At 45.7% G+C, this 26,906-nt stretch carries 21 protein-coding genes; 12 read left to right on the forward strand and 9 right to left on the reverse strand.

Features of this window, described 5'->3' with window-relative positions; all coding sequences use genetic code 11:
• Nucleotides 1-128: 128 nt before the first annotated feature.
• Nucleotides 129-785 carry a lysoplasmalogenase gene (locus OO778_RS17150; RefSeq protein ID WP_074190642.1) on the forward strand — a complete coding sequence of 219 codons (657 nt, stop codon included), beginning with the start codon at nucleotides 129-131 and terminating at the stop codon, nucleotides 783-785.
• Nucleotides 786-873: 88 nt separating this feature from the next.
• On the opposite strand, the gene OO778_RS17155 is transcribed toward OO778_RS17150, so the two are convergent.
• From OO778_RS17155 to OO778_RS17165, 3 genes are read right to left on the reverse strand one after another with little or no spacing between them, the layout of a single operon-like run.
• Nucleotides 874-2,142 (reverse strand): sigma-54 dependent transcriptional regulator, encoded by a 1,269-nt coding sequence (locus OO778_RS17155; RefSeq protein ID WP_256898644.1) that lies wholly within the window; start codon nucleotides 2,140-2,142, stop codon nucleotides 874-876.
• The gene (locus OO778_RS17160; protein WP_256936548.1) at nucleotides 2,132-4,486 is read right to left on the reverse strand and encodes an ATP-binding protein; all 2,355 of its coding nucleotides are present in this window, start codon (nucleotides 4,484-4,486) and stop codon (nucleotides 2,132-2,134) included. Before OO778_RS17160 ends, OO778_RS17155 begins: the two co-directional genes overlap by 11 nt.
• Nucleotides 4,486-5,772 (reverse strand): ABC transporter substrate-binding protein, encoded by a 1,287-nt coding sequence (locus OO778_RS17165; protein ID WP_256898646.1) that lies wholly within the window; start codon nucleotides 5,770-5,772, stop codon nucleotides 4,486-4,488. The genes OO778_RS17160 and OO778_RS17165 overlap by 1 nt, the downstream gene beginning before the upstream one ends.
• A 287-nt stretch (nucleotides 5,773-6,059) precedes the next feature.
• Here OO778_RS17165 and OO778_RS17170 point away from each other — a divergent pair, with 287 nt between their 5' ends.
• The 7 genes from OO778_RS17170 to OO778_RS17200 all read left to right on the forward strand — a co-directional run bounded on the left by OO778_RS17170 (nucleotide 6,060) and on the right by OO778_RS17200 (nucleotide 13,535).
• On the forward strand, nucleotides 6,060-7,439 hold the full coding sequence (locus tag OO778_RS17170; RefSeq protein ID WP_005397635.1) for an MFS transporter: 1,380 nt from the start codon (nucleotides 6,060-6,062) through the stop codon (nucleotides 7,437-7,439).
• Nucleotides 7,440-7,574: 135 nt separating this feature from the next.
• The gene (gene pyk, locus OO778_RS17175) at nucleotides 7,575-9,053 is read left to right on the forward strand and encodes a pyruvate kinase (RefSeq protein ID WP_005397636.1); all 1,479 of its coding nucleotides are present in this window, start codon (nucleotides 7,575-7,577) and stop codon (nucleotides 9,051-9,053) included.
• A gap of 209 nt (nucleotides 9,054-9,262) precedes the next feature.
• Entirely contained in the window at nucleotides 9,263-9,997 is a 735-nt protein-coding gene (locus tag OO778_RS17180; RefSeq protein ID WP_005397638.1) for an amino acid ABC transporter ATP-binding protein, read from the forward strand.
• Nucleotides 9,997-10,794, forward strand: a complete 798-nt coding sequence (locus tag OO778_RS17185) for an amino acid ABC transporter permease (protein WP_005397640.1) — start codon at nucleotides 9,997-9,999, stop codon at nucleotides 10,792-10,794. The genes OO778_RS17180 and OO778_RS17185 overlap by 1 nt, the downstream gene beginning before the upstream one ends.
• Before the next feature lie 9 nt (nucleotides 10,795-10,803).
• Nucleotides 10,804-11,622, forward strand: coding sequence for a transporter substrate-binding domain-containing protein (locus tag OO778_RS17190; protein WP_104970670.1), 819 nt, complete (start codon nucleotides 10,804-10,806; stop codon nucleotides 11,620-11,622).
• 81 nt (nucleotides 11,623-11,703) lie between these two features.
• Complete coding sequence (locus OO778_RS17195; RefSeq protein WP_005397995.1) at nucleotides 11,704-12,624, forward strand: amino acid ABC transporter permease; 921 nt, start codon at nucleotides 11,704-11,706, stop codon at nucleotides 12,622-12,624.
• A 92-nt stretch (nucleotides 12,625-12,716) separates the two neighbouring features.
• Nucleotides 12,717-13,535 carry an EAL domain-containing protein gene (locus OO778_RS17200; protein WP_005397994.1) on the forward strand — a complete coding sequence of 273 codons (819 nt, stop codon included), beginning with the start codon at nucleotides 12,717-12,719 and terminating at the stop codon, nucleotides 13,533-13,535.
• A gap of 103 nt (nucleotides 13,536-13,638) precedes the next feature.
• On the opposite strand, the gene OO778_RS17205 is transcribed toward OO778_RS17200, so the two are convergent.
• Complete coding sequence (locus tag OO778_RS17205) at nucleotides 13,639-14,172, reverse strand: RNA-binding S4 domain-containing protein (RefSeq protein ID WP_005397993.1); 534 nt, start codon at nucleotides 14,170-14,172, stop codon at nucleotides 13,639-13,641.
• A gap of 226 nt (nucleotides 14,173-14,398) precedes the next feature.
• Between OO778_RS17205 and OO778_RS17210 the strand changes: the two genes are divergently transcribed.
• Nucleotides 14,399-15,352, forward strand: coding sequence for an endonuclease/exonuclease/phosphatase family protein (locus OO778_RS17210; protein ID WP_005397991.1), 954 nt, complete (start codon nucleotides 14,399-14,401; stop codon nucleotides 15,350-15,352).
• Nucleotides 15,353-15,361: 9 nt separating this feature from the next.
• Here the strand turns inward: OO778_RS17210 and cra are convergent, their stop codons facing one another.
• Nucleotides 15,362-16,342, reverse strand: coding sequence for a catabolite repressor/activator (gene cra, locus OO778_RS17215; protein ID WP_005397989.1), 981 nt, complete (start codon nucleotides 16,340-16,342; stop codon nucleotides 15,362-15,364).
• A gap of 374 nt (nucleotides 16,343-16,716) precedes the next feature.
• On the opposite strand from cra, the gene fruB reads away from it, so the two are divergent.
• Genes fruB through fruA form a run of 3 tightly spaced genes read left to right on the forward strand, consistent with a single transcriptional unit; the run spans nucleotide 16,717 to nucleotide 20,589 of the window.
• Complete coding sequence (fruB, locus tag OO778_RS17220) at nucleotides 16,717-17,850, forward strand: fused PTS fructose transporter subunit IIA/HPr protein (RefSeq protein ID WP_005397987.1); 1,134 nt, start codon at nucleotides 16,717-16,719, stop codon at nucleotides 17,848-17,850.
• Between the two features lie 9 nt (nucleotides 17,851-17,859).
• On the forward strand, nucleotides 17,860-18,831 hold the full coding sequence (gene pfkB / locus OO778_RS17225; protein WP_104972548.1) for a 1-phosphofructokinase: 972 nt from the start codon (nucleotides 17,860-17,862) through the stop codon (nucleotides 18,829-18,831).
• An 18-nt stretch (nucleotides 18,832-18,849) separates the two neighbouring features.
• On the forward strand, nucleotides 18,850-20,589 hold the full coding sequence (gene fruA / locus OO778_RS17230) for a PTS fructose transporter subunit IIBC (protein ID WP_005397982.1): 1,740 nt from the start codon (nucleotides 18,850-18,852) through the stop codon (nucleotides 20,587-20,589).
• An 82-nt stretch (nucleotides 20,590-20,671) separates the two neighbouring features.
• Here the strand turns inward: fruA and OO778_RS17235 are convergent, their stop codons facing one another.
• The 4 genes from OO778_RS17235 to OO778_RS17250 all read right to left on the reverse strand — a co-directional run bounded on the left by OO778_RS17235 (nucleotide 20,672) and on the right by OO778_RS17250 (nucleotide 26,754).
• Nucleotides 20,672-21,385, reverse strand: a complete 714-nt coding sequence (locus tag OO778_RS17235) for a hypothetical protein (RefSeq protein ID WP_104970828.1) — start codon at nucleotides 21,383-21,385, stop codon at nucleotides 20,672-20,674.
• 175 nt (nucleotides 21,386-21,560) lie between these two features.
• On the reverse strand, nucleotides 21,561-24,620 hold the full coding sequence (locus OO778_RS17240) for an efflux RND transporter permease subunit (protein ID WP_264912264.1): 3,060 nt from the start codon (nucleotides 24,618-24,620) through the stop codon (nucleotides 21,561-21,563).
• Nucleotides 24,620-25,681 carry an efflux RND transporter periplasmic adaptor subunit gene (locus OO778_RS17245; RefSeq protein WP_264912265.1) on the reverse strand — a complete coding sequence of 354 codons (1,062 nt, stop codon included), beginning with the start codon at nucleotides 25,679-25,681 and terminating at the stop codon, nucleotides 24,620-24,622. The genes OO778_RS17240 and OO778_RS17245 overlap by 1 nt, the downstream gene beginning before the upstream one ends.
• A complete protein-coding gene (locus tag OO778_RS17250) occupies nucleotides 25,681-26,754 on the reverse strand; it encodes an efflux RND transporter periplasmic adaptor subunit (RefSeq protein WP_258647889.1) in 1,074 nt (357 codons plus the stop codon). The genes OO778_RS17245 and OO778_RS17250 overlap by 1 nt, the downstream gene beginning before the upstream one ends.
• Nucleotides 26,755-26,906 lie beyond the last annotated feature (152 nt).

Below are 26,906 nucleotides of genomic sequence, written 5' to 3' on the forward strand. Positions count from 1 at the left end.
AGACAACTGTCCAGCTTTACACAAACAAAAATAAAATTGAATTCAAAGGTCTAACTTACTCATTTAATGGACCTTTTATTTGTTGTAGTTATCCACTACATTAGCTTGTCTGTTCGAGAATCCATTTTATGTGGCTAGTTGTTGTCGTATTAGCATTCATACATATCATCAGTATCCGTAAAGGTCCTAAGTGGCTTTTCTACGTATCCAAACCATTACCAGTGCTCTGTATGTTAGGAATTTTAATCCAGTCTCCTGCCTATCATATGCCATATACGCATTGGATTTTGATTGGCTTATCGCTCTCGTTGCTTGGTGAACTACTATTAATGCTCCCTAGAGATAAGTTTATTACCGGATTAGTGCTCTTCTGCTCTGCCCATCTTTCCTATAGCTACGGTTTTACCATCATGTCCGCTTGGCATTTTACGCCTTGGCTCCCTATTGCTTTATTTGGACTCGGTGTATGTTTCTATTGGTTGTTTCGACCGGACCTTGGTCAAGAAAAGCTCCCGGTTGCCAGCTACATATTGGTATTGATGACCATGTGTTGGGCTGCTATCGAGTATTATTTGAGTGGAAAAACACAATCGTCCTCATTTGCAGTGCTCGGAAGCTTTATCTTCATCGTTTCTGGTACCGTCTTAGCTTTTGAACGCTTCGGGGGACGATCCGTATTTTCGCGACAAGTCGTCATGGTGACCTACTATTCCGCACAAACATTGATGGTGATGTCTGTTGTTGCCATCGTTGTTCGTTATCCGTATCTCACAGTGATCAATTAATTTTCTATGCCTTAGATTGTTGCTCATCACTCTGAATTATGATGAAAAAGCGTTTAAGCCTACTGATGTAAACCTCAAACGCTTTTTGTTATCGCGACTTGTAATTGCCTTTTTCAATTCCGTGCTTTTTCATTCTCAAATACAGCTTTTTACGCGGTATTTGCAGATGGTTTGCCGCATCGGTAATTCGCCCGGAGTGCAAAAATAGCGCATCTTCTATGAGCTGCTTTTCAAAATCGTCAACCAAATCATCCAATGGAAGCTGAATCTCATTTTGTGAGTAGATGCGCTCTTTACCCGTTAACTTAACAATTCCGATTGCGTATAACTCAGCGATGTTTCTTAGCTCACGGATGTTGCCCGGCCACGGGTATCCTCTCAGTAGCGCAAGATAGCTAGAGTCGACATTTGGCAATGTTTTGCCTAATTTCTTACAACTCAGTTTTAAGAAGTAATGAAATATCGTCACGATGTCGTCAGGGCGCTGACGCAATGGCGGTACGTGAACCACGCCTTGATTGAGCAGATAGTACAGCTCCGGCAGCAATTGATTTTTGGCGATGTACTCTTCCGGCTCTGAGTCAAAAATCGTTACAACACGCAGATTCTTTTTGCCACAACGTTCTCGCGCCAGTAATAATTGAGCCAGATGCCGCTGCCCCTCTTCAGGCAGTTCAGGTAAGTTCTCTAACACAAGTATACACAACTGCTGTTTGTCGAGGGCGTCATCAATACTATCCATTGCTGTGCTTGCACTGAGAACAAAAGAACCATACTCCGTTTCTTCACTCTTAGACATCATGTCTTTAATTAGCCCCGCAACGCTGTGACGCCCAGTGCCCGACTCACCATAAACCACCACGTGCGTGTCCAGTAACGCGTATTGGGCAACAAGCTTGCGGATCTGCTCCATATGCGCAGACTTACCAATTAATGAGCGCGAAATAGATTTCTCCGCCTGTAGCTGCAATTCCACCTGGCAGCTTCGGGTTTCAAGCTGCTGTTTTACTAGTGTTAAAAGCTCCGCAGGATTGATCGGTTTTTCTAAAAACTCACACGCGCCCTGCTTTACTGCATCAACCGCCATTGGAATATCGCCGTGCCCAGTGATCACAATGACAGGGATTCGCTCATCGACGTGTTTGATCATCCGAAGCAGTTCTAATCCATGCATTTGCGGCATGTACATATCGAGAATTACAACGCCCGCCCACTCTGGAGAGACGTATTGCAGTGCTTGTGTTGGGTCGTTAATGGCCTTTGACTTGATTGATGATATGTTCATCAAGTACGAATAAGAGTCCAAAACATCCTGATCATCATCGACCAATAATACTGAATATGGGTTATTGCTCATTAGGTAACTCCAACACAACCATCGCACCTTTTTCTAATGAGGAAGCGAGGTAGATACTTCCTTGATGCTTTTCTATTAATGACTTACAAATGTTCATTCCCAACCCCAGACCGACCTCTTTTGTCGAGACAAAAGGCTGGAAAATTCGTTGCACGATCTCTTCACCAAAGCCAATACCGTTATCACTGATCGCAATCATTGTGGTTTGACTGGTACGATCCACTAGCTCAATTTGAATCCTTTTTTGCTCGTCCCTTGCGCTCTCCATTAACGCATCACAACTGTTTACTAAGACGTTAATGAAAACCTGCTCCAGCGCCAGCATGTCACTTTGCACTTTCACATCATCGGGTAACAGATTTTCTATCGTGATCTGTTGACGTTTCGCGCGCGTGTTCACAATGGTGGATGCTTGCTCCGCCACCTCATGAACGCTTACAGACTTCACTTCTCTTTCACCTTCTGGCTTGCGAGCGAACTGGCGCAAACTGTTGATGATCTTACTCATCCGAGTCGCCAAACCTTCGATGTGGGTAATGGATTCACCAACCTTTTCTGGAGATTCCTGTTCAAGGAACATTCTCGCGCTGTATAAATACGTCGACATCGCATTTAATGGCTGATTAAGCTCATGCGCCAAACTGGTCATGGTTTGCCCTACAACCGCCATTTTTGCAGCTTGAATCAACTCATCTTGCGTCTTTTTAAGATTGTCTTCGGTTCGAATACGCTCTTCGATTTCGTTTTCTAACTGCTGGTTTTTCAGCAGCAAATCTTGCGTTTTTTCTAACACTCGACTTTCCAAGGTACGCGTAGTCATTTCTTGATGAGTGACATCCGTAATGGTCATGATCAGTTTGTATTCAGCACCATGAGCGAAAGGACGAATATCGAAACGCACATACTTTGGCTTCTCGTCTCCAAGTGACAATGTCACATGAATTTTACCAAGTTCAATCCACAAATGAGAACCATTGAATACCTTTTTCAGTTGTTCTCGACAGCTCTCTGGGAAGTACTCCCAAATCGGATAACTTTCGTTAACCTCACCAAGTTTCAATAATTTACGCGCACTTAAGTTTGCTGATTCCACAACACCATTGAGATCACTGGTAATCAAACTCGCCGTGGTGTTGTTGATTAGGCTCAAGGCGTTAGTCCGCTGAATTTCCTGAACCTTGTCACCATACTCGATGAGCTTTTCACTCAAGCGCCCGATCTCATCGTTGCCGTCTACCACAACCGGATGGCTCAGGTCGTTTTTGATGATGGCATCAATACTGTCACCTAACCCTATCAAACGTGCCACAATGCGGCGGTTGATGAAGTAATACGTCAAGAACATGCTCGTCATGATCGACAAACTAAAGCAGACGATCAAAACGTGGTTGCCATAAGACACACGCTCGGCGGTTTCACTCTTCACCTGTTTGAACGTTTGGTCCGCAGTGGAAACCAGTTCACCGATTTGTTGATGAATTGCATCCATGCTGAGCGCGATTTGCTCTTGTATTTTCTGAATATCGCCGTTCAGCGTCACTAATGACATCAATTGTTTATCGAACGCGCCTTCTGGACTCAACACAACCACAAGTTCTTGCAATAACTGTTTGTAAGCGATTGAGGTTGGCTGATTCATTAAGGTTGTGCTGCTTTCTTGCAGATCCATCAAGCGAAAGTGAATCACCTTCATCCCATTGTCGACCTGCTCAGGCATTGATGCGCCAGCAACATCAATTGCCATGTCGTACACCGCTGATTCAATATCGATGACCCGTTGCAAAGTACTCAGTTGCACCAGCAAGTTTTGAATTTCTTTCGAATCGTTTACCCGCTCAATCTGCCAATGCACTTCTTGTCGAACCGGTTTGAGCTCAGAGCGAATATCTTGGTGAAGCCAGTTAATCTGCTCCATCAGTTGGTCGACGCGGCGAGTTTGATCGATGCGAGTTGAAATCATATCCACGTACTTTTCCAGTAGAGAGGCAAGGCCAGCTTCCGATTCGAGCAATTGATAAAACTCCGAGCTCATCTTATTGCTTTTCAGAACTGTCGAGATCGAAGCCAATTGCTCGTTGACCTGCATGGCTTGTTCAGTCAGCTGTACTTTGTTGTCTACCGCTTGCAGCGCTTCTACGCGGCGGTTAATTTCACTGGTTTTACTTTCGAGAAAATAGCTGGCGTTATATTTAGGCACGCTATCTTCCAACAAAAGGCGCACCTGATTATCCAAGCTGTTCCATGTCGCCCAAGCGACCAAACACACCACGGTGAGCAAGAGCGTGCTGCAAGCAAAAGCGGCAATTAGGCGGGCACCAATGGTTTTGTATTTCGGGTATAACACTACTTCTCTTTCCCTCGCCATTGAGCCAATTGCTGATTTACGTTGTCCAATTTTTCCGACATCGCCCGCCCCAATTCATGGGAAAACTCTGCCAATAACGCTTGGTAGTGCGTCATGCCAACTTCGGAATCTTTATCCATGGTCGACAGCTTTTGCGCAATTTCGGTTACTTGCGCTTTGCTCAGTGGCAATTCAAACAGTTGTTTTTCAATAACTTGTAGCGAACGTTGTTTCTCTGGTTTTCCGTCGGCAAGTCGATTCAATTTAATGAGCGAGAGCCAAGCATCTTGAAGCTCCGGTAAGCGCTTGGTGATCGCGGTATCAAAAATCAAGTTGATTAACGCTTCGCGTGGCATTACCTGTTCTAGGTCGAGAACGGGATTTTCTCCACCGTATCGAGCCGTATCGTCAAGCGCTGTTTTGGAGAAGGTGCTGCTTTCCATCTGCTCTTGTACTTCTTTCGAAAGCAAATGAGCAATAAAGGACTCTGCCAACTTATCACTCTTGCCCCGATTGATTTGTGCAATATAGGTAGGCATCAGCGTAAAGTCTTGGTCATAAGCAAAGCCAACATAGTCGAACTTGCGTTGCGCAATCAGTGCGTAGCTGTCGATCGTTGGTCCAATACCAAACTTACCTTTGGCGATGTAATCCGCCACTCCAAAGCTGCGAGAAGAGATCGTCGCGAGGTTCGCACCCACATTGAGTAAAATCCGCCAGCCCTCTTGCCAACCATATTGACTAAGCACACTCTCGACCATCAATTGCGTGGTTCCGGAGCGGCTTGGTGTACTCATGGTGACGTGACCAAAGTACAGTGGGTTGGTCAGATCTTGAAAACGCGTCGGTTCTGGTAAATGGTTCGCGGCCAAATAATCTTTGTTCCAAACAATCCCGGCGCCGGAGTATCCAAACGCTACAACTTGATCGTTATTGGGTAATAGATAAGGGGACAACCATTTCGGCACTTGCACACGCGACGACATATCAGCCAAACGATGTTCATTAGACAGCTCTTGCATCAGAAACGGTGACGAGCTCAACACCAAGTCGATATCCTTCATGTAGCTTTTGCTGAGCAATTGCAGGCTTGATTGAGTGCGTCGGTGAACCACTCGGACTTCAGCATCAGGATAGTGCTGCGTAAAGTCATCCACCAAAGCAGTGATTGGTGCTTGAGAGAAGGTCGTGAGTATCACCAACTCTTTTTCTGCTGCCATTGTGAGTGGTGCATAAAGCGCCGCACCAAGAAGTAAACGACGCCCAAATTGCTTGAAATAAGCCATCAAATTAACCAAAAACCTTAAATAGTGTGCGGTAACTCAAATCTATGAAAGATTGTCAAAAAATCTTACAGAGTATGTTTGAGTCACTATTGACGCACTTCAACCAGAACTAAGCATATTCTATCAGTAACAAGTGTCAGCCTAACGTTCTAAATTCCCGTTTTTGACTCAACCTAAATATCAATATGGGTCAATTCTGTCTCAAATTCATGCCTTTGTACTGTGCAATCTGTCACTTCAAGATAGCCCTGCAACAAAACATTTGTGATTAAAACTTGGAGTGCAAGATGTTTAATTTCTTTAAAACACGCCCAGACCTCCCTCTTTCAGATGGCTCGAAAGAGGAAATGCAAGCGCGTTTCAAACGCTACCAATGGCATGTATTTTTAGGCTTGGTTTTCGGTTACGCCGTCTTCTACGTAGTTCGTATGAGTTTAGGTGTTGTTAAAAAACCAATGCTGGATGCAGGCATCGTAACCATCGAAGAACTCGGTATCATGGGTTCAGCTTTCTTCTTCACTTACGCTTTTGGTAAGTTCTCGAACGGCTTCCTTTCTGACTATGCCAACATTGGCCGATTTATGTCGTTCTCTCTACTACTGTCTGGTATCACCGCAGTATTCATGGGTTTGAACACCACGGCATTCTTCTTTGTTCTGCTTTGGGGTCTAAACGGTTGGTTCCAATCTGTTGGTTCAGCACCGTCTTGTGTGTCTCTGTTCCAATGGTTCTCACCAAAACAACGTGGTAGCCGTTACTCTATCTGGGGTGGCTCACGTAACATCGGTGAAGGTATCACTTGGATCCTAACGGCGTCTCTAGTGAGCTACTTCGGTTGGCGTGCAGGTTTCATCGGTGCGGGTATTGCAGCGATTGCAGCAGCGATTTGCATGTTCTTCATCCTAAAAGACCGTCCACAAACTTACGGTTTGCCAGATTCAGCAACAGCATTCGACGAAGAACCTGAGATCAAGAAAAAGAACGATCCGCAAGCAACTCGTCGTGCTCAAATGTTCATCCTGAAGCAACCAACCGTTTGGCTAATTGCAGCAGCGTGTGCAGCGATGTACATCTCTCGCTACGCGATGTCTTCTTGGGCAGTGCTTTACCTACAAGAAGCAAAAGGTTACTCACTGATTGACGCTGGCTTCGCAATGTCTACATACCCTATCGCGGGTCTAGCAGGTGCAATCCTATCAGGCATCATCTCTGACAAGGTGTTTAACTCCAACCGCCATATTCCGACTTTACTTTACGGATTGGCGAACATCGGTGGTATGTGCTTGATGTTCTTCGGCCCAGATAACCGCATCGTTGACGCAGTAGCACTAGGTATGATCGGTTTCGCTATCGGTGGTCTGGTTGTGTTCCTTGCAGGTCTAACTGCTTGTGACTTGATGCCTAAGAACGCAGTTGGCGCAGTGAAAGGCTTCATCGGTCTGTTCTCTTACATCGCTGCTTCTGGTCAAGAGTTAGCGTCAGCTTCTCTAATCAAAATCACAGAGGTTGATGGCGTAACTAAATACGACTTCTCTCAAGCGCAATATTTCTGGCTGGCTGCTGGTGTGATTTCTCTACTTCTTGCTCTAACAGTTTGGAATGCGAAGAAAGTGGTTGATATCGACCCAGTTGAAGAAAAAGAGCTAGAAGCTCGCCCTAGTCACTAATCCTGACTAAAGCGGGAGGCAACTCCCGCTTACTTCCCCCAATGTCTTAAGTTCTTTTGCAAAGAGTGCTTACGAGATTGATAGAAAATCCCCCCTATTTCTATTTTCCTTTTTAAGTGTCGATTGAGGTGACAAATGTGTAAAACCAAAATTGTGGCTACGTTAGGCCCAGCAAGTGAAAGCCGCGAAACACTAACTAAATTGATTCGAGCAGGCGCGAACGTAGTCAGACTCAATTTTTCTCACGGAACGGCGCAAGAACACATTGCCCGCGCGAATTTAGTTCGTGAAATTGCGGCCGAACTCGACACTTATGTTGGTGTGTTAGTCGATTTACAAGGCCCTAAGATTCGTATTTCTTGCTTCGAAAATGGCGCAGTTCTACTCAATCAAGGCGACGTATTCACGCTGAGCGGCACACTTGACGCACAATCTGGAACCCAAGAAATGGTTGGGCTTGATTACCCAGAGCTGATTCAAGACGTGAACGAAGGCGATATTTTGTTGCTAGATGATGGCCGCATTCAGCTAAAAGTAAGCCAAGTACACCGTGACGAGCAGTGGATTAAAACCACAGTATTGAACAGCGGTAAATTGTCTAACCGTAAAGGCATTAACTTGTTAGGTGGCGGTCTTTCCGCTCCGGCTCTTACCGCGAAAGACATTCAAGACATCGACACCGCAGCTAAACTTCGAGCCGACTTCCTTGCCATTTCTTTCCCGCGCAATGCACAAGATATCGAATACGCTCGCAGCTTGGCGCAAAAAGCAGGTTGTCACGCCAAGATTGTCGCGAAGGTAGAACGCGCAGAAGTGGTTGAAACCAAAGAAGCGATGGATGATGTCATTAAAGCATCAGACATCATTATGGTTGCTCGCGGCGATTTAGGCGTAGAGATTGGCGACGCACGACTGCCAATGGTGCAAAAATCATTGATCAATCGTTCTAAACATTGGGGTAAGCCAGTCATTACCGCGACCCAAATGTTGGAATCGATGACCGAGAATCCTCTCCCAACTCGCGCTGAAGTGTTAGACGTGGCAAACGCGATTATCGACGGAACAGACGCCGTGATGCTGTCGGCAGAATCGGCGGCGGGCAAATACCCAATCGAAGCGGTCGAAGCCATGGTTCGCATCGCACAAGGTGCAGAGCACGAGCTGGAATGTAACCATGACTGCTGGGATACTCTGCAACACTTATGTTCTAACCCAGGCAAAAGTTTCGCGCTTTCATCAATGATTTCGGCTTCTCGCGTTCATCAAGACCTTGGCGTTGCGATTTTAACCCAACATGGTGAAACACCCCTGTTGATGTCTCGCTGCCAAAGTAAAACTAAGATTTGGGCTCTGAGCGACAACCCAGCTTTACTTGCACAAATGACCATTCTACGCGGTGTTGAACCTTTGTATTTCAAAGCAGCAGAAAGCCACGTCGATCTCGCGCCGCAGTTAGTGGAATGCTTACGTCAAAAGGCCAACGAAGCACATATTTCCTCCATTTTGATGACCCAGCTCGATTCCATCGAAGGCATGGGTGAAATCAACGCGTGTCGCTTGCTTAGCTTGAATGTGTCTTCTCACATGAAGCAAGCGGAAGAAATCGCAGCTTAGGTTTACCTCCCCCTTATTCAAGTTCGACCTTGAATTTCTCCCCCATAACTTGCTCCACAGGGACTTGACCTGCCAAATGGCAGGTCTTTTTTATTGCGCACGATATAACCAACCATTCGCTGACTCTTGGAATATGAGCGTTAACTTAATGAAATCGCATTCACAACTTGTTATTGTAGAGCGATTGTTATCCCTAAAAGCGTGCCCCTTTGAAAGAGAACACTCCCGTCGTCGAATTTAGCAACGTAAACAAGTGGTATGGCGATTACCACGCTCTAAAAGATATCAACTTCTCCGTACATTATGGCGAGATCGTCGTTGTGTGTGGCCCTTCTGGTTCAGGAAAATCAACGCTCATTCGTTGCATCAACCATCTTGAATCGATTCAAGACGGCAAACTTTATGTGTTTGACCAGCCTTCTCATGCAAAATCCCTCAAGCCCGGTAAAATCGGCATGGTGTTCCAGCACTTCCACCTTTTTCCTCATTTGACTGTACTGGAAAACCTTACCTTAGCGCCGATTCGCACACTCAAATTGTCAAAACAAGAAGCTGAAAAACGCGCACGGCATTACCTCAAGCGCGTCAATATTGAAGAACAAGCGAGCAAATACCCCATCCAGCTTTCCGGCGGTCAGCAGCAGCGCGTCGCGATTGCCCGTTCCTTATGTATGGAACCGGACTTACTCCTTTTTGACGAACCGACTTCGGCGCTTGATCCGGAAATGATCAACGAAGTGTTGGATGTCATGGTTGAACTGGCACAAAGCGGAATGACGATGATTTGCGTCACGCACGAAATGGGATTTGCCAAAAAAGTAGCGAACCGCGTGGTATTTATGGATGAAGGCAAAATTGTGGAAATGAACTCACCGACCGCCTTATTTGAAACACCAAAGCATCCACGAACCCAAGCATTTTTGAACCAAATTTTAAGTTACTGATGATAGTTCGCGTAATCAAACCCGTCCTTCAAGCTTTGCTGCAAATGATGCTCCTCTTCATCGCGATTGTGTGGGTGTTGGACTCTGGTGCCGATGCTATGGGCTATCAATGGCAATGGGAACGCGTACCTGATTACATCGCTTTTTATGAAGATGGCGAATGGTGGCCAGCAGAACTTATCGATGGGTTATTGGTCACGCTTAACATCTCGGCTATTAGTCTATTCTTCACCTTAGTGTTGGGGTTGGTCACCGCGTTACTAAGGCTTAGCGATTCGAAAATCGGCAATGTTATTGGCACCACTTATGTCGAGGTAATACGTAACACGCCGTTGTTGGTGCAAATCTATTTACTCTACTTCGTGTTTGGCCCCGTGATTGGTTTGGACCGATTCAACACCGCCGTTTTGGCATTGTCCCTTTTCCAAGGTGCCTACACTGCGGAAATATTCCGCGCAGGTTTAAACAGTATTCCTAAAGGGCAATTCGAAGCTGCACAAACACTCGGGTTATCACCGTTTTACACTTACAAAGACGTGATTTTGCCTCAGGTTTTACAGCGCACATTACCGCCTTTGACCAATGAAGTGGTTTCTTTGATCAAAAACTCTTCCATTGTAAGTGTGATGGCGATTTTTGATTTAACAACACAGGCACGCAACATCGTCTCTGAGACGGCGATGCCGTTTGAAATTTGGTTTACCGTGGCAGCAATTTATCTTGCTCTCACTCTATCACTTTCTGGCTTGTCTGCATGGCTAGAACACAAACTCGGAGCCAGTTGGCGCAAATTATAAGGAGATAACATGAAGTTATTCAAAGCGACCATTACTGCATTATTAGGGCTAGCCATCGCTATGCCTACAATCGCGAAAGAAGATGTTGCCACACCCAATGTAGATCAAATCAAAGAACGAGGCACTTTGCGCGTTGGTATGTCAACATTTGTCCCTTGGGCAATGCGCAACAAGCAAGGTGAGTTAATCGGTTTTGAAATCGATGTTGCCAAACGCTTAGCAGAAGATTCAGGTTTGAAAGTGGAATTTGTACCGACCGCGTGGGATGGCATTATTCCCGCACTACTGGCGAAAAAGTTCGACGTGATCATCGGTGGCATGTCGGTCACGCCCGAGCGTTCGAAAAGCGTGTTGTTTACTGAACCCTATTCACACTCCGGTGTTCAAGTAGCAGCAAATAAAGAACTGGCTTCTGGTTTTAGCGAATTTTCGGACTTTGACTCACGACGCGTAAAAATAGCGGCCCGTCGTGGCGCATTCACCGTTCAAGTCGCCAGAGAAACCTTCCCGAAAGCGAAGATTCTGCAATTTGATGACGACGCGCAAGCCTTCCAAGAGGTGCTGAATGGTAACGCCCACGCGGTCATTGCCTCTAGCCCAAAACCAGCACATGAGACAGTGAAACACAGCGACAAACTATTCCTTCCATTCTCTGAGCGACTATCAAAAGGTAACGAAGCCTTTGCGGTTCGTTTAGGGGAGGAAGATAAAAAAGCTCTTTTCAATAAATGGATTGAAGAAAGAACCCAAGATGGATGGTTAAAACAGCGTTATGAATACTGGTTCTCGACATTAGATTGGCAAGATCAAGTCGCGCAAGGCCAGTAATCTAAAAGGCTCGTGGTCTTCGCGAGCCTATACTTTCCAATCATCCATTTTACTTTTTCATCATCTATCGGAGTCAAATTTTTGGGCGAACAAACCACCACTCGCACAGTACCCACTAATTCCAACACAGGTTCCTTTCTATCGCGGTTAAACACGCTAGATTGGGTACTGCTTATTATCTGTGGTATTGGTGGCGTTTGGCTGTACCATCGCTCCACTGTTGGTGTACATTATTTGTGGCAGTGGAAAGAGGCGTTTGAACTACTTTTTACGCCAAGAGCCGATGGTGGTTTGCCCTACTTCTTCCAAGGTTTGATTTCGACGTTAAGGCTCAGTATTTGGGGCATTAGCTTCGCGTTAGTGCTTGGCACGTTGCTAGGCTTAGCACGCTTCTCTCGCTCCGTTTGGTTGCGCACACCTGCAAGCACATTTATCCAGTTGGTAAGAAACATCCCACCGTTGGTTTTTGTTTTTATTTTCTACTTTTTCATTTCTAACCAGTTGATCCCGTTACTCGGTTTGGAAGATCTTCTACGAAACTATAACGGCGAACCAAATACGCTACAGAGCTTTCTTTTTGGGCCTTATAACCTTTGGGAAAATCTTGCCTCTGGCGTGTTATGCGTCGGCCTACTCTCTTCTGCCTACGTTGCAGAAGTGGTGCGTGCAGGTTTACAAAGTATCGACCAAGGACAGTGGGAAGCGGCAGATTCATTGGGCTTGTCTCGGTGGGTGAAATACCGATTCGTTATCGCACCGCAAGTGCTCAAAGTCATCACCCCAGCACTTGCAGGTCAAACCATCTCTCTAGTGAAAGACACCTCTATCGTTTCACTGATCTCGATACAAGAAATGACGTTTGTTGGTACCGAAATGGCAAATTCATCAGGGTATATCTTTGAAATTTGGCTCATTGTCGGCCTTGCTTACTTTTTGATTTGTTTCGGGTTGTCACTTATTTTTCGCTATATTGAAGCAAAATCGGAATCCATTTCAAATTAACTCAACCGTATATGTAATTAGACACATTTGAATCTTCAAATCAGAATTGCATCCTGTTACATTGAAAAGATGCTAAATTTTCGGCGTTTTTCATGGAGTTAAAGAATCAATCGGACTACGAGCGATACATTAAGCAAGATAATCTTGGTGAATATTACGTAGTTCTCAATCAATTCACTTTTCACAGTGTTTATCAGCCGATTTTTGATAAGCACCAGCGTATTATTGGAATGGAAGCTCTACTGCGAATTCGTGGCATTGATGGTTCGTTAATTCGTCCTGATGTATTTCTGGCCAACAATGGCCTCGATCCCTACTTTCGATTGTGTGTTGAGTTTTTATCCAGAGCAATGCACATTCGAAATTTTGCACGCTGTTTCGCAGGAACGCCTATCAAACTGTTTCTCAATGTCATGCCTCAAACCCTACTCACCCTAACCAAAGACATGGGCTTTAAAGACAACGGCCTGCTTTACAAGCGCCTTTCCGACCTTGGTATGAGCCCATCAGACGTGGTGTTTGAAGTAGTCGAAGAGTCATGCGGTGATACTGATTTACTGATCAAAGCCGTGCAGTTAATGAGAGCGAATGGCTTTATCTTTGCTATCGATGATTTTGGCGCTCAACATTCTGATATCGCACGTGTTCAGCAGCTCTGCCCTGACATCATAAAAATCGATCGCTCCTATCTACTTGATTACTGCGCCGGAGAAACCTTTTCCATACATAGCGCCGTTGAGCTCGCGGCTCATATGGGAGCAAAAGTGATCATAGAAGGGGTAGAAGAAGACGTGCAGCTGCAAGCGATGTATCAACTTGATTTGGATTATTACCAAGGCTTTTACTTAGGTAAGCCTTGCGCCATTCATCACTGGACCGATAGCCTAAACATTGAGACGACAGTGCATTGACACTGCCCCCTTACGATACAGTAAAACCAAAAAAGCGCCGATATATACTCGGCGCTTTTTGGTTTTGCTTGGCGATGACCTGCCTAGCTAGATATTAATTTGCTTAGAAAAAGTCAATAGAGTTACGCCCACTCTTCGGATCGCGAGTCGCTTGCGGCTTTTCAGCTTTCTTACCTTTCTTCGCCGATTGCGACAGCGAGTTTTGTTGTGCTTTGCGCTCTTTATGCGCTGCTTTTCGGCCTGTTGACTTAGGTCCAGAGCCTTTAGCTGGCTTGCTTTGGCGAGATTTCTCTTTACGTGCAGATTGCGCTTCTTTCTTCGCTTTCTTTTCCGCTTTTTGCTCTGCCGTTTCAGGTTCAGTTACTGGCGCATCGCAAACCACAACATAATATTCCTGGTTAAACTCAAAAAAGTCACCATCATACATCTTGCGGCGCTTACGTGTTTCTAGTTCACCATTCACCGCGACGTAACCTTCTTCGATGATATGCTTTGCTTCGCCGCCACCGCTGACCAAGTTCGCGATTTTAAAAAGCTTGTACAGTTCGATCGGATGCGCATCAACGTCGATGCCAATCGCTTCGATCTCAATCTCTTCGCCTTCTAAATACTCTTCGTGGTCGTAATCTTGGGTCATGTTACTTACTCTTACTATTTGATGCCCTGAAGTTTAAACGCAATGCTTAAAAATAGAAACCTCTGCCGATGCTCAATCACTGATTAGCCTTGGCATTTGAGCACCTCTTAACCCATTTAACTTGCTACTCGTTAGCTTGTATGTCGAGGCTTGGCTCAAACGAAGCTGCAATTACGCAGTCTGAAGGTATATACTCTTCAAGTTATTGTTGAAAAGAGCGAATACTTTGTCTCAACCAAGCAGAATTACCTTTGTCACGGCTAACTTGTTTAATTTTGTCGCACCTCCTGATGCCTACTATGATTTCGAAAACATCTACTCGTTAGAGCAATGGCAAGACAAACTTGATTGGACGCAACGTCAAGTTGAAAAACTGGAAGCTGACGTGATTGGCTTACAAGAGGTGTTCAGTATTGAGCAAACTCGCGCATTCTTTTCAACCATCGGCTACCCCTACTTTGCGACCGTTGACACCCCACATGTAGAGGATGAGTACATTTACTCAAGCCCTATTGTGGCAATCGCATCTCGGTTTCCAATAGAAAAAGTACAAGCGGTAGAGTTTGACTTAGCAACGCTTGAGCCTTTTGGAGTAAGTGTTGCTCCAGAGTTCAGTCGCAAACCTATCTATGCCCAAGTCATACATCCTGTACTCGGTCATGTCGCCGTTTACGTGACGCACCTAAAATCTCAACGCCCAGCCGACTCAGAACAACCAGAAACGTCTAGCACGATTATTGGGCGCTGGTTATCCACCCAGCAAAGAGGTTGGGAAGCTGCGATGTTAAGAGACGCGATGCAAAAAAGGTATAGAAAGGAGCCAATGCCAACGGTGTTAATGGGTGATATGAATCAACCTATCACTCCAACCAGTGTTAATAGCGCATTGGTATCCAATGCTGGTGACAGCGTCACTGAATTGCAACTCAAAGATGGATGGTCATTACAAAGTGACGCTCTGAAGGATGAACGCCCCGCTACGCATTATCATTTTTCCACTGGGAATGTGCTCGACTATATCTTGCTCTCTCAAGAGTTTGACACCTTATCAGATATATCGGTTGCCGAGGTTGTTGATTATCAGGTGTCTAACCAACATCTGATCAACCCGATTTATGACAGAGATAAAAACGCCAGCGACCACGCATTTGTGGCGCTGACGGCTGAAGTAAAGCTTTGAGTAACCTGTTTAGTGACGTTTAACAATTTTACGTGGAATCAACTCAACACCCGGTTTATAACGCTTGGCGGAAGCGTTGAGTGCTAACTCCATTGCGCTGTCCGCGATCAACTCAAACTGTTGAGGCAAAGAATTGATTTTCACAGGCAAGAAGTCCAGCAGTCGATTATCACCAAATGTCGCTAGGCGAACTTTGCTCATGAGTTCTGGCTTTTCGAGCATCACATCCAACACACCTTCTAACAGTGTGTATGACGTTGTGACAATGGCATCTGGCAGCTCGTTCTCTGCTAGCCATCTCTCTAAGACTTTCTTGCCTTCTTCTCGGGAGAAGTGTTGTCCATAACCCACTGTTGCCGTTTTGCCACCTTGTTGAGAAGCGGATAGAAAACCGAGCTCACGCTCTTTTGAAACTTGAAGGTCTTGCAACGCTCCAATCAAGCCTATGGACTTTATATCCTCGGACAGTACTGACTGAGTGAGTTCAAGTGCGGCGTCAAAATCTTCGCTGATGACACAACAAAAGTGCTCATCATCCATTGGGCGGTCTAGCGCGATAACTGGCGTACCAGAATTTTGCAACTTAAGATAATACTCGTTTGCAGTGGGCATACCACTTGCCACAAATAACGCATCAATGCGACGACTGACTAACGCTTCCGCCACCTTTTGCTCTGTATCAGGATCATCATCAGAGCAGCCAATTAAAATTTGGTACCCCGCTTTACGCGAGTTTTGTTCAATCAGTTTTGCAAGACGCGCATAACTGGTGTTTTCTAAGTCTGGGATGATAAGCCCAAATGAGCGTGAATTACCTGCTCGCAAAGAAGACGCCGCATGATCTGGCTTATAATTGTATTCCTCTACAACGGCCATCACTTTCTTCTGAGTCTTCTCGCTGATGCGGTATTTCTGCGCTTTTCCGTTAATCACATAGCTTGCAGTTGTCTTAGAAACGCCTGCTAATTTGGCTATTTCATCCAGTGTCATATTCTAAACCTTATTCTGTGCGCGCGATCATATTAATACATCAGCGATCTTTCGATAAGTTGAATTATAAGCTGAACCGATTCAGTATAAAAGCTGAAAGGATTCAGCAAAACTTAAAAATTGACGTAAATCACCTGAATACACAACAAACCAATTTGTGAGCTAGGCTATAGGACAGCGGTAAAGGCTCGTTTGTTAACGTCAGTTTTTAAAACAGTTTTTCTGAGTCTTTTAAAAAATTTGCCAACAAGCTGAATCGATTTAGCTTGAAAGATAGAAAGGTTTGAGGAGTGATAAGCGCTCAGCAGAAGCAGCGTTCAACTTCTCACACAGAATACATTTTTGAATTGATACCTTAAGGCTGGAGAAGCACCATGCTTAAGCTAAATAAGAACGACATTACCCTCTCGCAATCAGCGACAGATAAGTTTGCAGCAATCAAGAATATTGCGCAAAGCCTGACAGACAAGGGCCTTGTTGAACAAGGTTATGTGGAAGGCATGCTAAACCGTGAAAACCAAAACTCTACGTTTTTGGGGAACGGTATTGCCATCCCGCACGGCACGACTGACACTCGCTCAATGGTGAAAACAACGGGTGTTGCTGTGCATCACTTTCCACAAGGTGTCGACTGGGGTGATGGTAACACGGTATTCGTCGCTATCGGCATTGCAGCTAAATCTGATGAGCACCTTGGCATTCTTAAACAGCTAACGAAAGTGCTAGGCGCTGACGGCGTAGAAGAACGCCTACGTAATGCAAAAAATGAAGACGAGATTATTGCCCTGCTCCACGGTGATGTTCAGCTTGAAGCAGACTTTGACGCTTCTTTAATTCAACTTATGTTCCCTGCGAGCGATATGCTACAAATGAGTGCTGTTGCTGGTGGTCTTTTGAAAAACACGGGCTGTGCTGATAACGAGTTCGTCGCAGATCTCGTTACCAAAACACCAACTCACTTAGGTAATGGCCTTTGGTTAATTGGCAGTGACAAACATGTAACTCGCACAGGCGTGTCATTTGTCTCGACGGCAAACGACTGCGAATATGAAGGTCAAAAAGTGCGTGCACTTGTCGCGTTTGCGGCATGTAACAATGCTCACCAGCCTATCCTAAAAACGCTTTCTAATATCGTGTTTAACAATGAGCACGGCAAGCTTTTAGATGCATCAGTAGAACAGATTCTTGCTTTGTTTAAAGGTGAAGAAGTCACAGCCGCATCCTCAGAAGAAGGCAATACCGCTGTATTTAAAATCAAAAACTCTCATGGTTTACATGCTCGTCCGGGTGCAATGTTAGTGGCGGAAGCGAAAAAATTTGAATCCACCATTCGCGTTGCCAACCTAGACGGTGATGGCAAAACAGTAAACGCGAAGAGCCTAATGAAAGTCATTGCGCTTGGCGTTAAGCACGGTCACCAACTTCAATTTACTGCGGAAGGCCCTGATGCACCGCAAGCCTTGGAGTCTATCGGGAATGCTATCGCTTCTGGCCTTGGTGAAGGTTAAGGAGCCGATATGACGAACAAAACAAGTAAAGTTGTCACTATTACGCTCAACCCGGCATTAGATTTAACAGGTTCAGTAAATGAGCTAAACGTTGGTTCCGTGAGCCTAGTGCAGCAAAGCAATCTCCATGCTGCAGGTAAAGGTGTCAACGTAGCAAAAGTGTTGAGCGATTTAGGCGCAGATGTCACGGTTACTGGCTTTCTTGGTAAAGATAACCCTGAGCTATTCCATCAGCTTTTCAATGACATCGGCGTTAAGAATGAGTTTGTAGAAGTACAAGGTGCCACTCGTATCAACGTCAAGCTCGTTGAGGCTAGTGGCAACGTTAGTGACATTAACTTCCCTGGTGTTCAAGTAACGGCTGACGAAATTGCTCGCTTTGAGGAGACGCTATTCCGTCTCGCAGAGACTCACGATTACTTTGTGCTTGCGGGTAGCTTACCTGGTGGCGTAACCGCCGAACAATGTGCTGCGTGGATAAAAGCACTGCATCAACAAGGCAAAAAGGTGTTGTTCGACAGCAGTAAAGCCGCATTGAAATCAGGTATTGAGGCTCACCCATGGTTGATTAAGCCTAACGATGAAGAACTTGGTGATTTTGTTGGCGAACACCTAGAAACACCAGAACAATGCCAAGCCGCCGCGCAAACACTGAGTGACAAAGGCATCGAGAACATTGTTGTGTCGATGGGCGCTGACGGTGTGATGTGGCTAAACCAAGGTAAATGGCTTCGTGCACAACCCCCTCGAATGAATGTAGTAAGCACCGTTGGCGCTGGCGATACGCTAGTTGCTGGCTTGTGTTGGGGTCACATGCAACTGATGCCGAAAAACGATTTATTGCGCTTCGCTACAGCACTTTCTGCCTTGGCAGTTAGTCAAGTCGGCGTAGGGCTAACCAGTCAGGAAGAACTGGAGAACATCAAGCAGCAAACTGAAGTTAGCGAGCTTTACCCTATTACAAACTTAGAACAAAACTAAGGAACAGAAGGTTATCGTATGAATATTGCCATTATTACTGCCTGTCCGAGCGGTGTTGCAAATAGCATCCTTGCGGCAGGGTTACTAGAACAAGCAGCCGCAAAATTAACCTGGAATGCAAAAATCGAATGTCAATCAAGTGTGGTTGAACCTACACTGCTGACGGAAACTGACGTTGAAAAAGCAGAAGTCATTATCATTGCGGCAAATACTAGCGTGGATACTTCTCGTTTCGTAGGGAAAAAGGTTTACCAAGCGGAAATCAGCGAAGTAGCAAAAGACGCAACTGCGTTTCTCCAGCAAGCGGTTGAAAACGCCACTTTACTTGAAAAAGCAACCACACTTGCAGCCCCTATCACTCCAGAAGCAACATCAGCAGCGAAGAAAATTGTCGCAATCACCGCTTGTCCTACTGGCGTTGCGCATACCTTTATGGCAGCAGAAGCGCTAGAAGAAGAAGGCAAACGCCGTGGCCATCAAATCAAGGTGGAAACTCGTGGTTCAGTTGGTGCGAAAAACCAACTGACAGATCAAGACATCGCAGACGCTGATCTAGTGATCATTGCTGCCGATATCGAAGTGCCACTTGATCGCTTCAACGGCAAAAAGATGTACCGCACGAAAACAGGCCCAGCTCTGAAGAAAACAGCCGAAGAGATGGACAAAGCATTCGAGCAAGCCACGATTTACCAACATTCAGGTTCTGCAAATTCTGCTTCGGCAGCAGACGAGAAGAAAGGCGCTTACAAACACTTGATGACAGGGGTATCGCACATGCTGCCTGTGGTTGTCGCTGGTGGTTTGATCATCGCTCTATCGTTCGTGTTTGGTATTGAAGCATTTAAAGAAGAAGGCACGCTAGCAGCAGCGTTGATGAACATTGGTGGTGGCTCTGCATTCGCATTGATGATTCCTGTTCTTGCGGGTTACATCGCGTTCTCAATTGCTGACCGTCCGGGTCTGGCTCCTGGTCTTGTTGGCGGTATGCTAGCAAGTTCAACGGGTGCTGGTTTCCTAGGAGGTATCGCAGCTGGCTTCATTGCCGGTTACGCGGCGAAGCTCCTTGCGGACAAAGTAAAACTCCCACAATCGATGGAAGCGCTTAAACCAATTCTGATCATTCCATTTGTGGCAACACTGTTCACTGGCCTTGTGATGATCTACATCGTAGGTGGCCCAGTTTCAGGCATCATGAACGGCCTGACTGACTTCCTAAACAACATGGGATCTGACAGTGCAGTTCTGCTAGGTATTATCCTTGGTGCGATGATGTGTTTCGACCTAGGTGGCCCAGTAAATAAAGCCGCTTACGCATTTGGCGTCGGTCTATTGGCTTCGCAAACTTACGCGCCAATGGCAGCAATCATGGCTGCTGGTATGGTTCCTGCGCTAGGTATGGGTTTAGCGACCTTCATTGCGAAGAACAAATTTGAACAAAATGAACGTGAGGCTGGTAAAGCATCATTTGTATTGGGCCTGTGTTTCATCTCTGAAGGTGCTATTCCATTTGCCGCGAAAGATCCAATGCGTGTGATTCCATCTTGTATGGCAGGTGGCGCGCTTACTGGTGCCCTATCAATGCTGTTCGGTGCAAAATTAATGGCACCACACGGCGGTCTGTTCGTACTGTTAATCCCTAACGCCATTTCACCAGTGTTAATGTACTTAGTGGCTATCGCAGCTGGTACAGCAGTAACTGGCTTTACTTACGCTTTCTTAAAAAGCAAAGCAGAAGCCAAACAAGAAGTCGCGGCATAAACAGAATTACACCGCTTAACAATGCCACCCTCGAATTTGGCATTCAGCACCTCCCTTTAATTCCGGTTAAGGGAGGTGTTTTTTATTCCGCAGCCGGAACGGCAACAATGTCTACTTCCCCACTGTTCATATCCACGGTAGCTTTATAAGTACTATGCGGATCACCGTAATGTTTAAAGGTGAAGTGGTATACATTGGCCGGCGTCCACAAAGTTTTCGAATCAGCGGGCATAATGTCATAGCCATCTTGCTGATAAAGCTCTGTCGCCATTACATTCGCAATTGCCGCCTGCTGGTTTGAGTCACGATCCACCTTTGGCTCCAAAGAAGGGTTACTCGGGTAAGATTCACCGTTGTAACTCATGAGTCGATATGAGCCATTACTCCAAACGATGAAATCTTGCCAGCCATTGCTGTAACTGTCGGCTAGTACAATAGGCGTGCGAGTGACAGACATTCGATTGATAACATTCCCCTCATTATCAAACATATAAGCTGCACAACCACCGCTGCCACAGAAATAACGGTCTTGTAGCAATACAATGTGTTCTGCATTGCCATCGCTGTTTAAGTCGGCGCTACCCGATATATAACGTAGATTGTCTTGTTCGAGTGAAAGCCCTTCAGGCGCTAAAACCTTGCTATCAATCCAGTTGGAGATGACTTCAGTGCTAACGCTGTTGATTTTAGGAATGGCTTGCTTAGCCTCTTCTGTAGTCATACTGTCTGTCGTAGTACAGCCGACCAAGGTGAAAGAACCGACGAAGAAGAGTCCGTGTAATACGCGCTTGTTCATGTTATCTCGCTCTTTGATGTATCGTTCCATCAGTATACGCATGATTTGCATTGCATTCGTAAGAAAATCATTAGAATCAAGTAAATGAATGGATTGCTGTACATTGGTAAGATCAAAAAAGCCCTGAAGAAAACCTTCAGGGCTAGGCAGGAAGCTGGCAAACAGCCAGGAGTCCCTATGCAGTGGTCGGTTTTACCCTAAACAGAATCGCAAACATTACTGGCACTACAATCAGTGTCAGTACTGTAGCAAAACCAAGACCTGCCATAATCGTTATTGCCATCGATCCAAAGAAGGCATCGAAGACGAGTGGAATCATCCCCAAGATGGTCGTCAGAGCAGCCATACTTACCGGACGAACACGACTGATCGCACTATCGACAATCGCGAGGTAAGGCTCTTTCCCTGACTCCAACTCAAGGTTAATTTGATCAAGCAACACAATACCGTTTTTCAAAATCATGCCACTTAGGCTCAGCAAACCAAGGAATGCTGTAAAGCTGAACGGCATATTTGTGGTAAGCAAACCAAAAGCAACACCAATGATCGCCAACGGCACGGTGAACCAAATGACCAACGGCTTTTTAATTGAGTTAAACAGCAAAATAGTAATGATGAACATCAACAAGTAACCCATCGGCAACGAACCAAACAGACCTTCTTGCGCATCTTTCGATGATTCATACTCACCCCCCCATGTGATTTCGTAACCTTCTGGAATATGCAGTGCCATCACTTTAGGCTGCACACGCGCAAACAAGCTTGCCGCCGTGTCGTCGCTCAACACATCGTGGTCAGCGAGCACAGTTAACGTGCGCTTGCGGTCACGACGCTGAATTAGCGGCTCGCTCCAATCCAATTTAACGCCATCAATCACTTGGTCGACCGGAATATACGTTTGCAGTGATGGGCTCCAAATGGTCACGTTTTGTAGTGATTCAAAGTCCACGCGTTCTTCTTCAGGAAGGCGCGTCATAATTGGCAAAGTGTGTGTACCATCGCGTAAGTAACCCAACGTGCTACCACCAAACGCCATTTGTAGTGTGCTTGAAAGATCTTCTTTCGAAATGCCCAAGCGACGAGCTTTAGACTCATTGAAAACAGGCACAAGCTCCTTAGTACGCTCTCGCCAATCGTGACGAATGTTTCGGGCACCAGGGTCGGTATGAAGGATGTCTTCAACTTGCACCGCTAAATCACGTAAAACTTGCGGATCGGGACCAGTAATACGCGCTTCGATCTTAGACGCTGGTGAAGGGCCAAATTCCATCAATTTAAATTGAAATGTCGGTGCATCAAACGTCTTCGCAAGGTTAGCGTCTAACTTGTGCAACAAACCGAACATGCTCTCACGATCAGTGGCGCGAACTTGGAACTGGGCGTACGCTTCGTAGCTTTTCTCTGGCTGGTAAGTCAGAGCGAAACGCTGCAAACCCTGCCCAATTGAAGCAGAAACAAAGTCAATATCATCTTGCTGACGAATGTAGCTTTCGACGTCTTCAGCTTTTTTGATCGTTTCGCGGATGTCCGTACCTTCTGGCATCCACATATCAACGTAAAACATCGGCGTGTTCGATGGTGGGAAGAACTGCTGTTTTACATTACCAAATGCCACGACAGCACCCACTAATAGCGCGACCATGCCAGCAACCGTTAGCCAACGGAATCGCAGTGCGAATTTCAACGATGCGCCAAATACAACAAACAGCCAACCTTTGTAGGGATCCTCTTCGTTAGTATCTTGGCCCTTGTCCTCTTCTTTCAACAATAGATCTGCGAGGAATGGCGTCAGCGTAATAGCGGTAATCCAGCTCAAAAATAGTGAGAAACACAGCACCCAGAATAGAGAGCCCATGAATTCACCCGTTGCATCTTGCGACAAACCGATAGGTGCAAAAGCCGTAATCGCAATGATGGTTGCGCCAAGCAAAGGCCATTGTGTTTGCTTTACAATATCGACGGCCGCTTGAACTTTAGTGCGCCCTTTTTTTAGGCCAACCAAGATGCCTTCCACGACCACAATCGCGTTATCAACCAGCATACCCAGAGCAATAATTAACGCGCCAAGAGAAATACGGTGCAGCTCGATATTGTTGTAATTCATCAATATGAAGGTACCGAACACCGTCAATAACAGCACGACGCCAATGATGACACCACTGCGTAAGCCCATCGTAAACAGCAGAACGATGATAACGATCGCCACTGCCTCTGCTAGGCTAATCACAAACGCTTTAACGGACTCATCCACTTCATTGGCTTGGTTGTAAAAGTAGTTCATATCGATGCCTGCAGGCTTGATAGACTCAAGGCTCGCAAGCTCCGCATCCAAACGTTCGCCAACCTCAACCACGTTCACACCTGACGCAAACGAGATACCGATATTAATTGCTTTTTGACCGTTAAAGAGTACGACGTTGCTTGGCTTCTCTTGGATACCACGAGAAATCGTTGCTACGTCTTTTAGACGAATTAGGTTCCCAGTGTCACGACCATGAATGATCAAGTTTTCTAGCGCTTCTACGGTGTTTAAGGTACCACTTGGACGAATGACAAGGCTTTCGCCATTGACCATCACTTCCCCTGCTGAAACCACATTGTTTTGTTGGTTCAACAAGCTCGCAACCACGTTCATGTCTAAGTTCAGCGCGGCAAGGCGGTCAAGAGAGATCTCAACAAACAGCATTTCTTGTTGATCGCCCGTGATATCCACTTTTCCTACGCCATCAACCAGCTCGATTTCACGAGTCAGGTAATCAGCATAGCGTTTTAGCTCCACATAGTCGTAATCGTCACCAGTGAGCATTAACATCACGCCATAAACGTCACCGAAATCATCAATGATCTGCAAAGATTGTACGCCCTGAGGCAAAGTTGGTCGCAAGTCATTAATTTTACGGCGCATTTCATCCCAAATTTGCGGCAGTTCATCAGGACCATAGTCCATTTCCATACTGACCGTGATTTGAGACATACCATCAGAAGACGTAGAGGTAATTTTGTCTATATAAGGGAGTTTTCGAATCTCTTTTTCTAAAGGATACGTCAGCTCTTCTTCAACCTCTTTCGACGTCGCGCCAGGGTATGTTGAAATGATCATGGCATCTTTAATCGTAAATGCCGGGTCTTCTAGTCGTCCAAGCTCCAAAAACGACGTTAGACCACCAACAGCAAGGATAATAATGAACAACCAGCTGATGACTTTATTTTTTATTGAGTACTCAGCAATGTTCATTATTGTTTATTCTCCACAACATCCACATGTTTACCTTCACGTAATTTACGTAGGTTTGAATTAATCAGAACGTCGCCTTGCTTAACTCCTGACGACACAATGGCTCCGTTGCCATTCACTTGGGAAATCATCACAGGCACCCGAGTGACAACGTCACCCTCTTTTTTCCATACAAAGAACTCATTCTCTTCGCTGCCCGCTTGAAGCGCCGTCACTGGAATACTGTAACCATCTATGGAGGTAATCCCCGCTTTCACCATATCGACCAGAACACTGACGCTGGTTCCCGGTAGAATCTCTGCTTTTGGCTGTGGCATCGTCAAATACATTTCGTAAGTTTGAGTTTCGGAATTAGGCTCACTTGTGTGCTCTAAATAGTCCAAAGCAAATGTGTCATTAATGCCGGAGAAAGTTGCTCTAGGTTTGTAGCTCATGTTGTCTGAATTTGGGTCCACCATAGCGAGAACATTGTCGGAAAGCTCAATACGCACGTACACCAAATCGTTTTGATATAGGTTCAACACTGGCTCTCCAACTGCCACACGTTCAAAACGCTCTTTGAAAACGTCAGACACTTTACCGACGAACGGGGCAAATAAACGGGTGTAGTTCAATTGATTGGTGGCGTTATAGAAATTAGCCTCTGCCAACTCTTTATTAGCCGTTAGCTCATCAAGCTCGGCTTTTGAGATCATCTGACGAGCGTGTAGGTCTTCGCCGCGTTTGAGCTGACGAATCGCCAGTGTATATTGCGCTTCTGCGTCATTTACGGCTTGCTTTTCTTTGCTGTCATCCAGCTTTGCGATCATTTGGCCTTGCTTAACAACGTCGCCTGCTTTCACCAACACGTGTTGAATTTCTCCCGCGCGGCGGAATGCCATAGGCGTTTGCTCTGCTGGTACAACTATTCCTTTAAAAGCTCGATATTGGCTTTGTACCGGCGCATCCACAGAGATAGTCGATACAAAAAGCGGCTGCTCGACGACAGCTTGGTTTTCATTTTTGCAACCCGTTAAAACTGCAAGCGCAATTGCAGAGATCGTAAATAGAGATCGTTTCATTAAATGCCTCCCTCACGAACCCAAGCTTTCACGACTTGTCCTTCGACCAGTCGCTCAACGCCAGCAACAACAACGTAATCATTGTTATCAAGCCCTGCTTTCACACCTCCAGAGGCATCAAGAGACACAGTGACTTTATTAACTTGCTGTGTGTTTCTGTCCATTACCCACACTTCGCCTTGCGTCTCTTTTTTGTTTACCCAAGCGGATTGAGGCAACGTCATCGCGTCCGATAGATGTTGTTTAGCTATGTGTACCTGCCCCGTCATACCTGTTAGCAAATTGCGATCTTCTGGTCGAGTTATAGTTACGATCGCCTCATAACTGTTGGTATCGACATTTGGCTGAGTCGAAATTTCTTTAAATTTTCCAGGGATACGTTTTCCTGGCTCGCTATCCATCGTCACCCACATATCGGAGTTTTGCAGTGACTCAAGTGATACGGATTCCGCATAACTGACTGGCAGTGTGAACGACACATCTAAGGTCGTGTTATCGATAAGATTCAGGATCTCTTGCTTCTCTGCGACCACTTGAAACGGGTTGACATAGGTGTATGACACGATGCCATCAAAAGGCGCGTGAATCTTGGTATAACTCAAATCTGTTTTGGCTTGTTCGTGGTTTGCCAATGCCGCTTTATATTGAGTTTCTTTCTGGTCGTACTCATCTGTACTAATCAGCTTTTTTCCATAAAGGTTTTTCGCGCGCTCCCATTGCGTTTTTGCTAACGCGAACTGAGCTTGAGAGGCGTCTAACGCAAGCTGAAGATCTTTAGGGTCTAACGTTGCAAGCACTTCACCTTTTTTTACCTCTTGGCCCATGCGAACAAGTAATTCATCGACCTCACCACCAACCTGAAAAGAAAGCTGTGCGCGATGTGTCGCATCAATACGCGCTAAAAAGGCATGCGAGTCTTCAACTTCTAGATCTTTCACCGCCAGTAATTTTACAGGTTTGATTAAAGGTTCAGACGGCTCGGAAATGGCTTTGTTACACCCAGTTAGCATGCCAGAGAGACTTAATGTCACCACAGCACCAACTAAAGTGCGCTTTAAATATTGTTTTCGCACCCGCTTTCTCCGTAGGTTTTATATATTACACAGTCGTGCAGTATATGCAGAATTTGAAATTGATCAACATATTTTCCAGGCGGAAAGCAAATTAATTAGTCAAAGCGTCCGGTTTCTGGTAAAAGTAAGCGCGTTGATTAATATTCGGGAAA

The sequence above is a fragment of the Vibrio sp. STUT-A16 genome, assembly GCF_026000495.1.
Taxonomy (GTDB): Bacteria; Pseudomonadota; Gammaproteobacteria; order Enterobacterales; family Vibrionaceae; genus Vibrio; species Vibrio diabolicus.

Bases quoted from the DNA above. Each gene is read 5' to 3' on its own strand.
- OO778_RS17150 (WP_074190642.1), top strand. From the start codon at position 129: ATGTGGCTAGTTGTTGTCGTATTAGCATTCATACATATCATCAGTATC.
- OO778_RS17155 (WP_256898644.1), bottom strand. From the start codon at position 2,142: ATGAGCAATAACCCATATTCAGTATTATTGGTCGATGATGATCAGGAT.
- OO778_RS17165 (WP_256898646.1), bottom strand. From the start codon at position 5,772: ATGGCTTATTTCAAGCAATTTGGGCGTCGTTTACTTCTTGGTGCGGCG.
- OO778_RS17170 (WP_005397635.1), top strand. From the start codon at position 6,060: ATGTTTAATTTCTTTAAAACACGCCCAGACCTCCCTCTTTCAGATGGC.
- pyk (WP_005397636.1), top strand. From the start codon at position 7,575: ATGTGTAAAACCAAAATTGTGGCTACGTTAGGCCCAGCAAGTGAAAGC.
- OO778_RS17185 (WP_005397640.1), top strand. From the start codon at position 9,997: ATGATAGTTCGCGTAATCAAACCCGTCCTTCAAGCTTTGCTGCAAATG.
- OO778_RS17190 (WP_104970670.1), top strand. From the start codon at position 10,804: ATGAAGTTATTCAAAGCGACCATTACTGCATTATTAGGGCTAGCCATC.
- OO778_RS17200 (WP_005397994.1), top strand. From the start codon at position 12,717: ATGGAGTTAAAGAATCAATCGGACTACGAGCGATACATTAAGCAAGAT.
- OO778_RS17205 (WP_005397993.1), bottom strand. From the start codon at position 14,172: ATGACCCAAGATTACGACCACGAAGAGTATTTAGAAGGCGAAGAGATT.
- cra (WP_005397989.1), bottom strand. From the start codon at position 16,342: ATGACACTGGATGAAATAGCCAAATTAGCAGGCGTTTCTAAGACAACT.
- fruB (WP_005397987.1), top strand. From the start codon at position 16,717: ATGCTTAAGCTAAATAAGAACGACATTACCCTCTCGCAATCAGCGACA.
- pfkB (WP_104972548.1), top strand. From the start codon at position 17,860: ATGACGAACAAAACAAGTAAAGTTGTCACTATTACGCTCAACCCGGCA.
- fruA (WP_005397982.1), top strand. From the start codon at position 18,850: ATGAATATTGCCATTATTACTGCCTGTCCGAGCGGTGTTGCAAATAGC.
- OO778_RS17235 (WP_104970828.1), bottom strand. From the start codon at position 21,385: ATGAACAAGCGCGTATTACACGGACTCTTCTTCGTCGGTTCTTTCACC.
- OO778_RS17240 (WP_264912264.1), bottom strand. From the start codon at position 24,620: ATGAACATTGCTGAGTACTCAATAAAAAATAAAGTCATCAGCTGGTTG.
- OO778_RS17245 (WP_264912265.1), bottom strand. From the start codon at position 25,681: ATGAAACGATCTCTATTTACGATCTCTGCAATTGCGCTTGCAGTTTTA.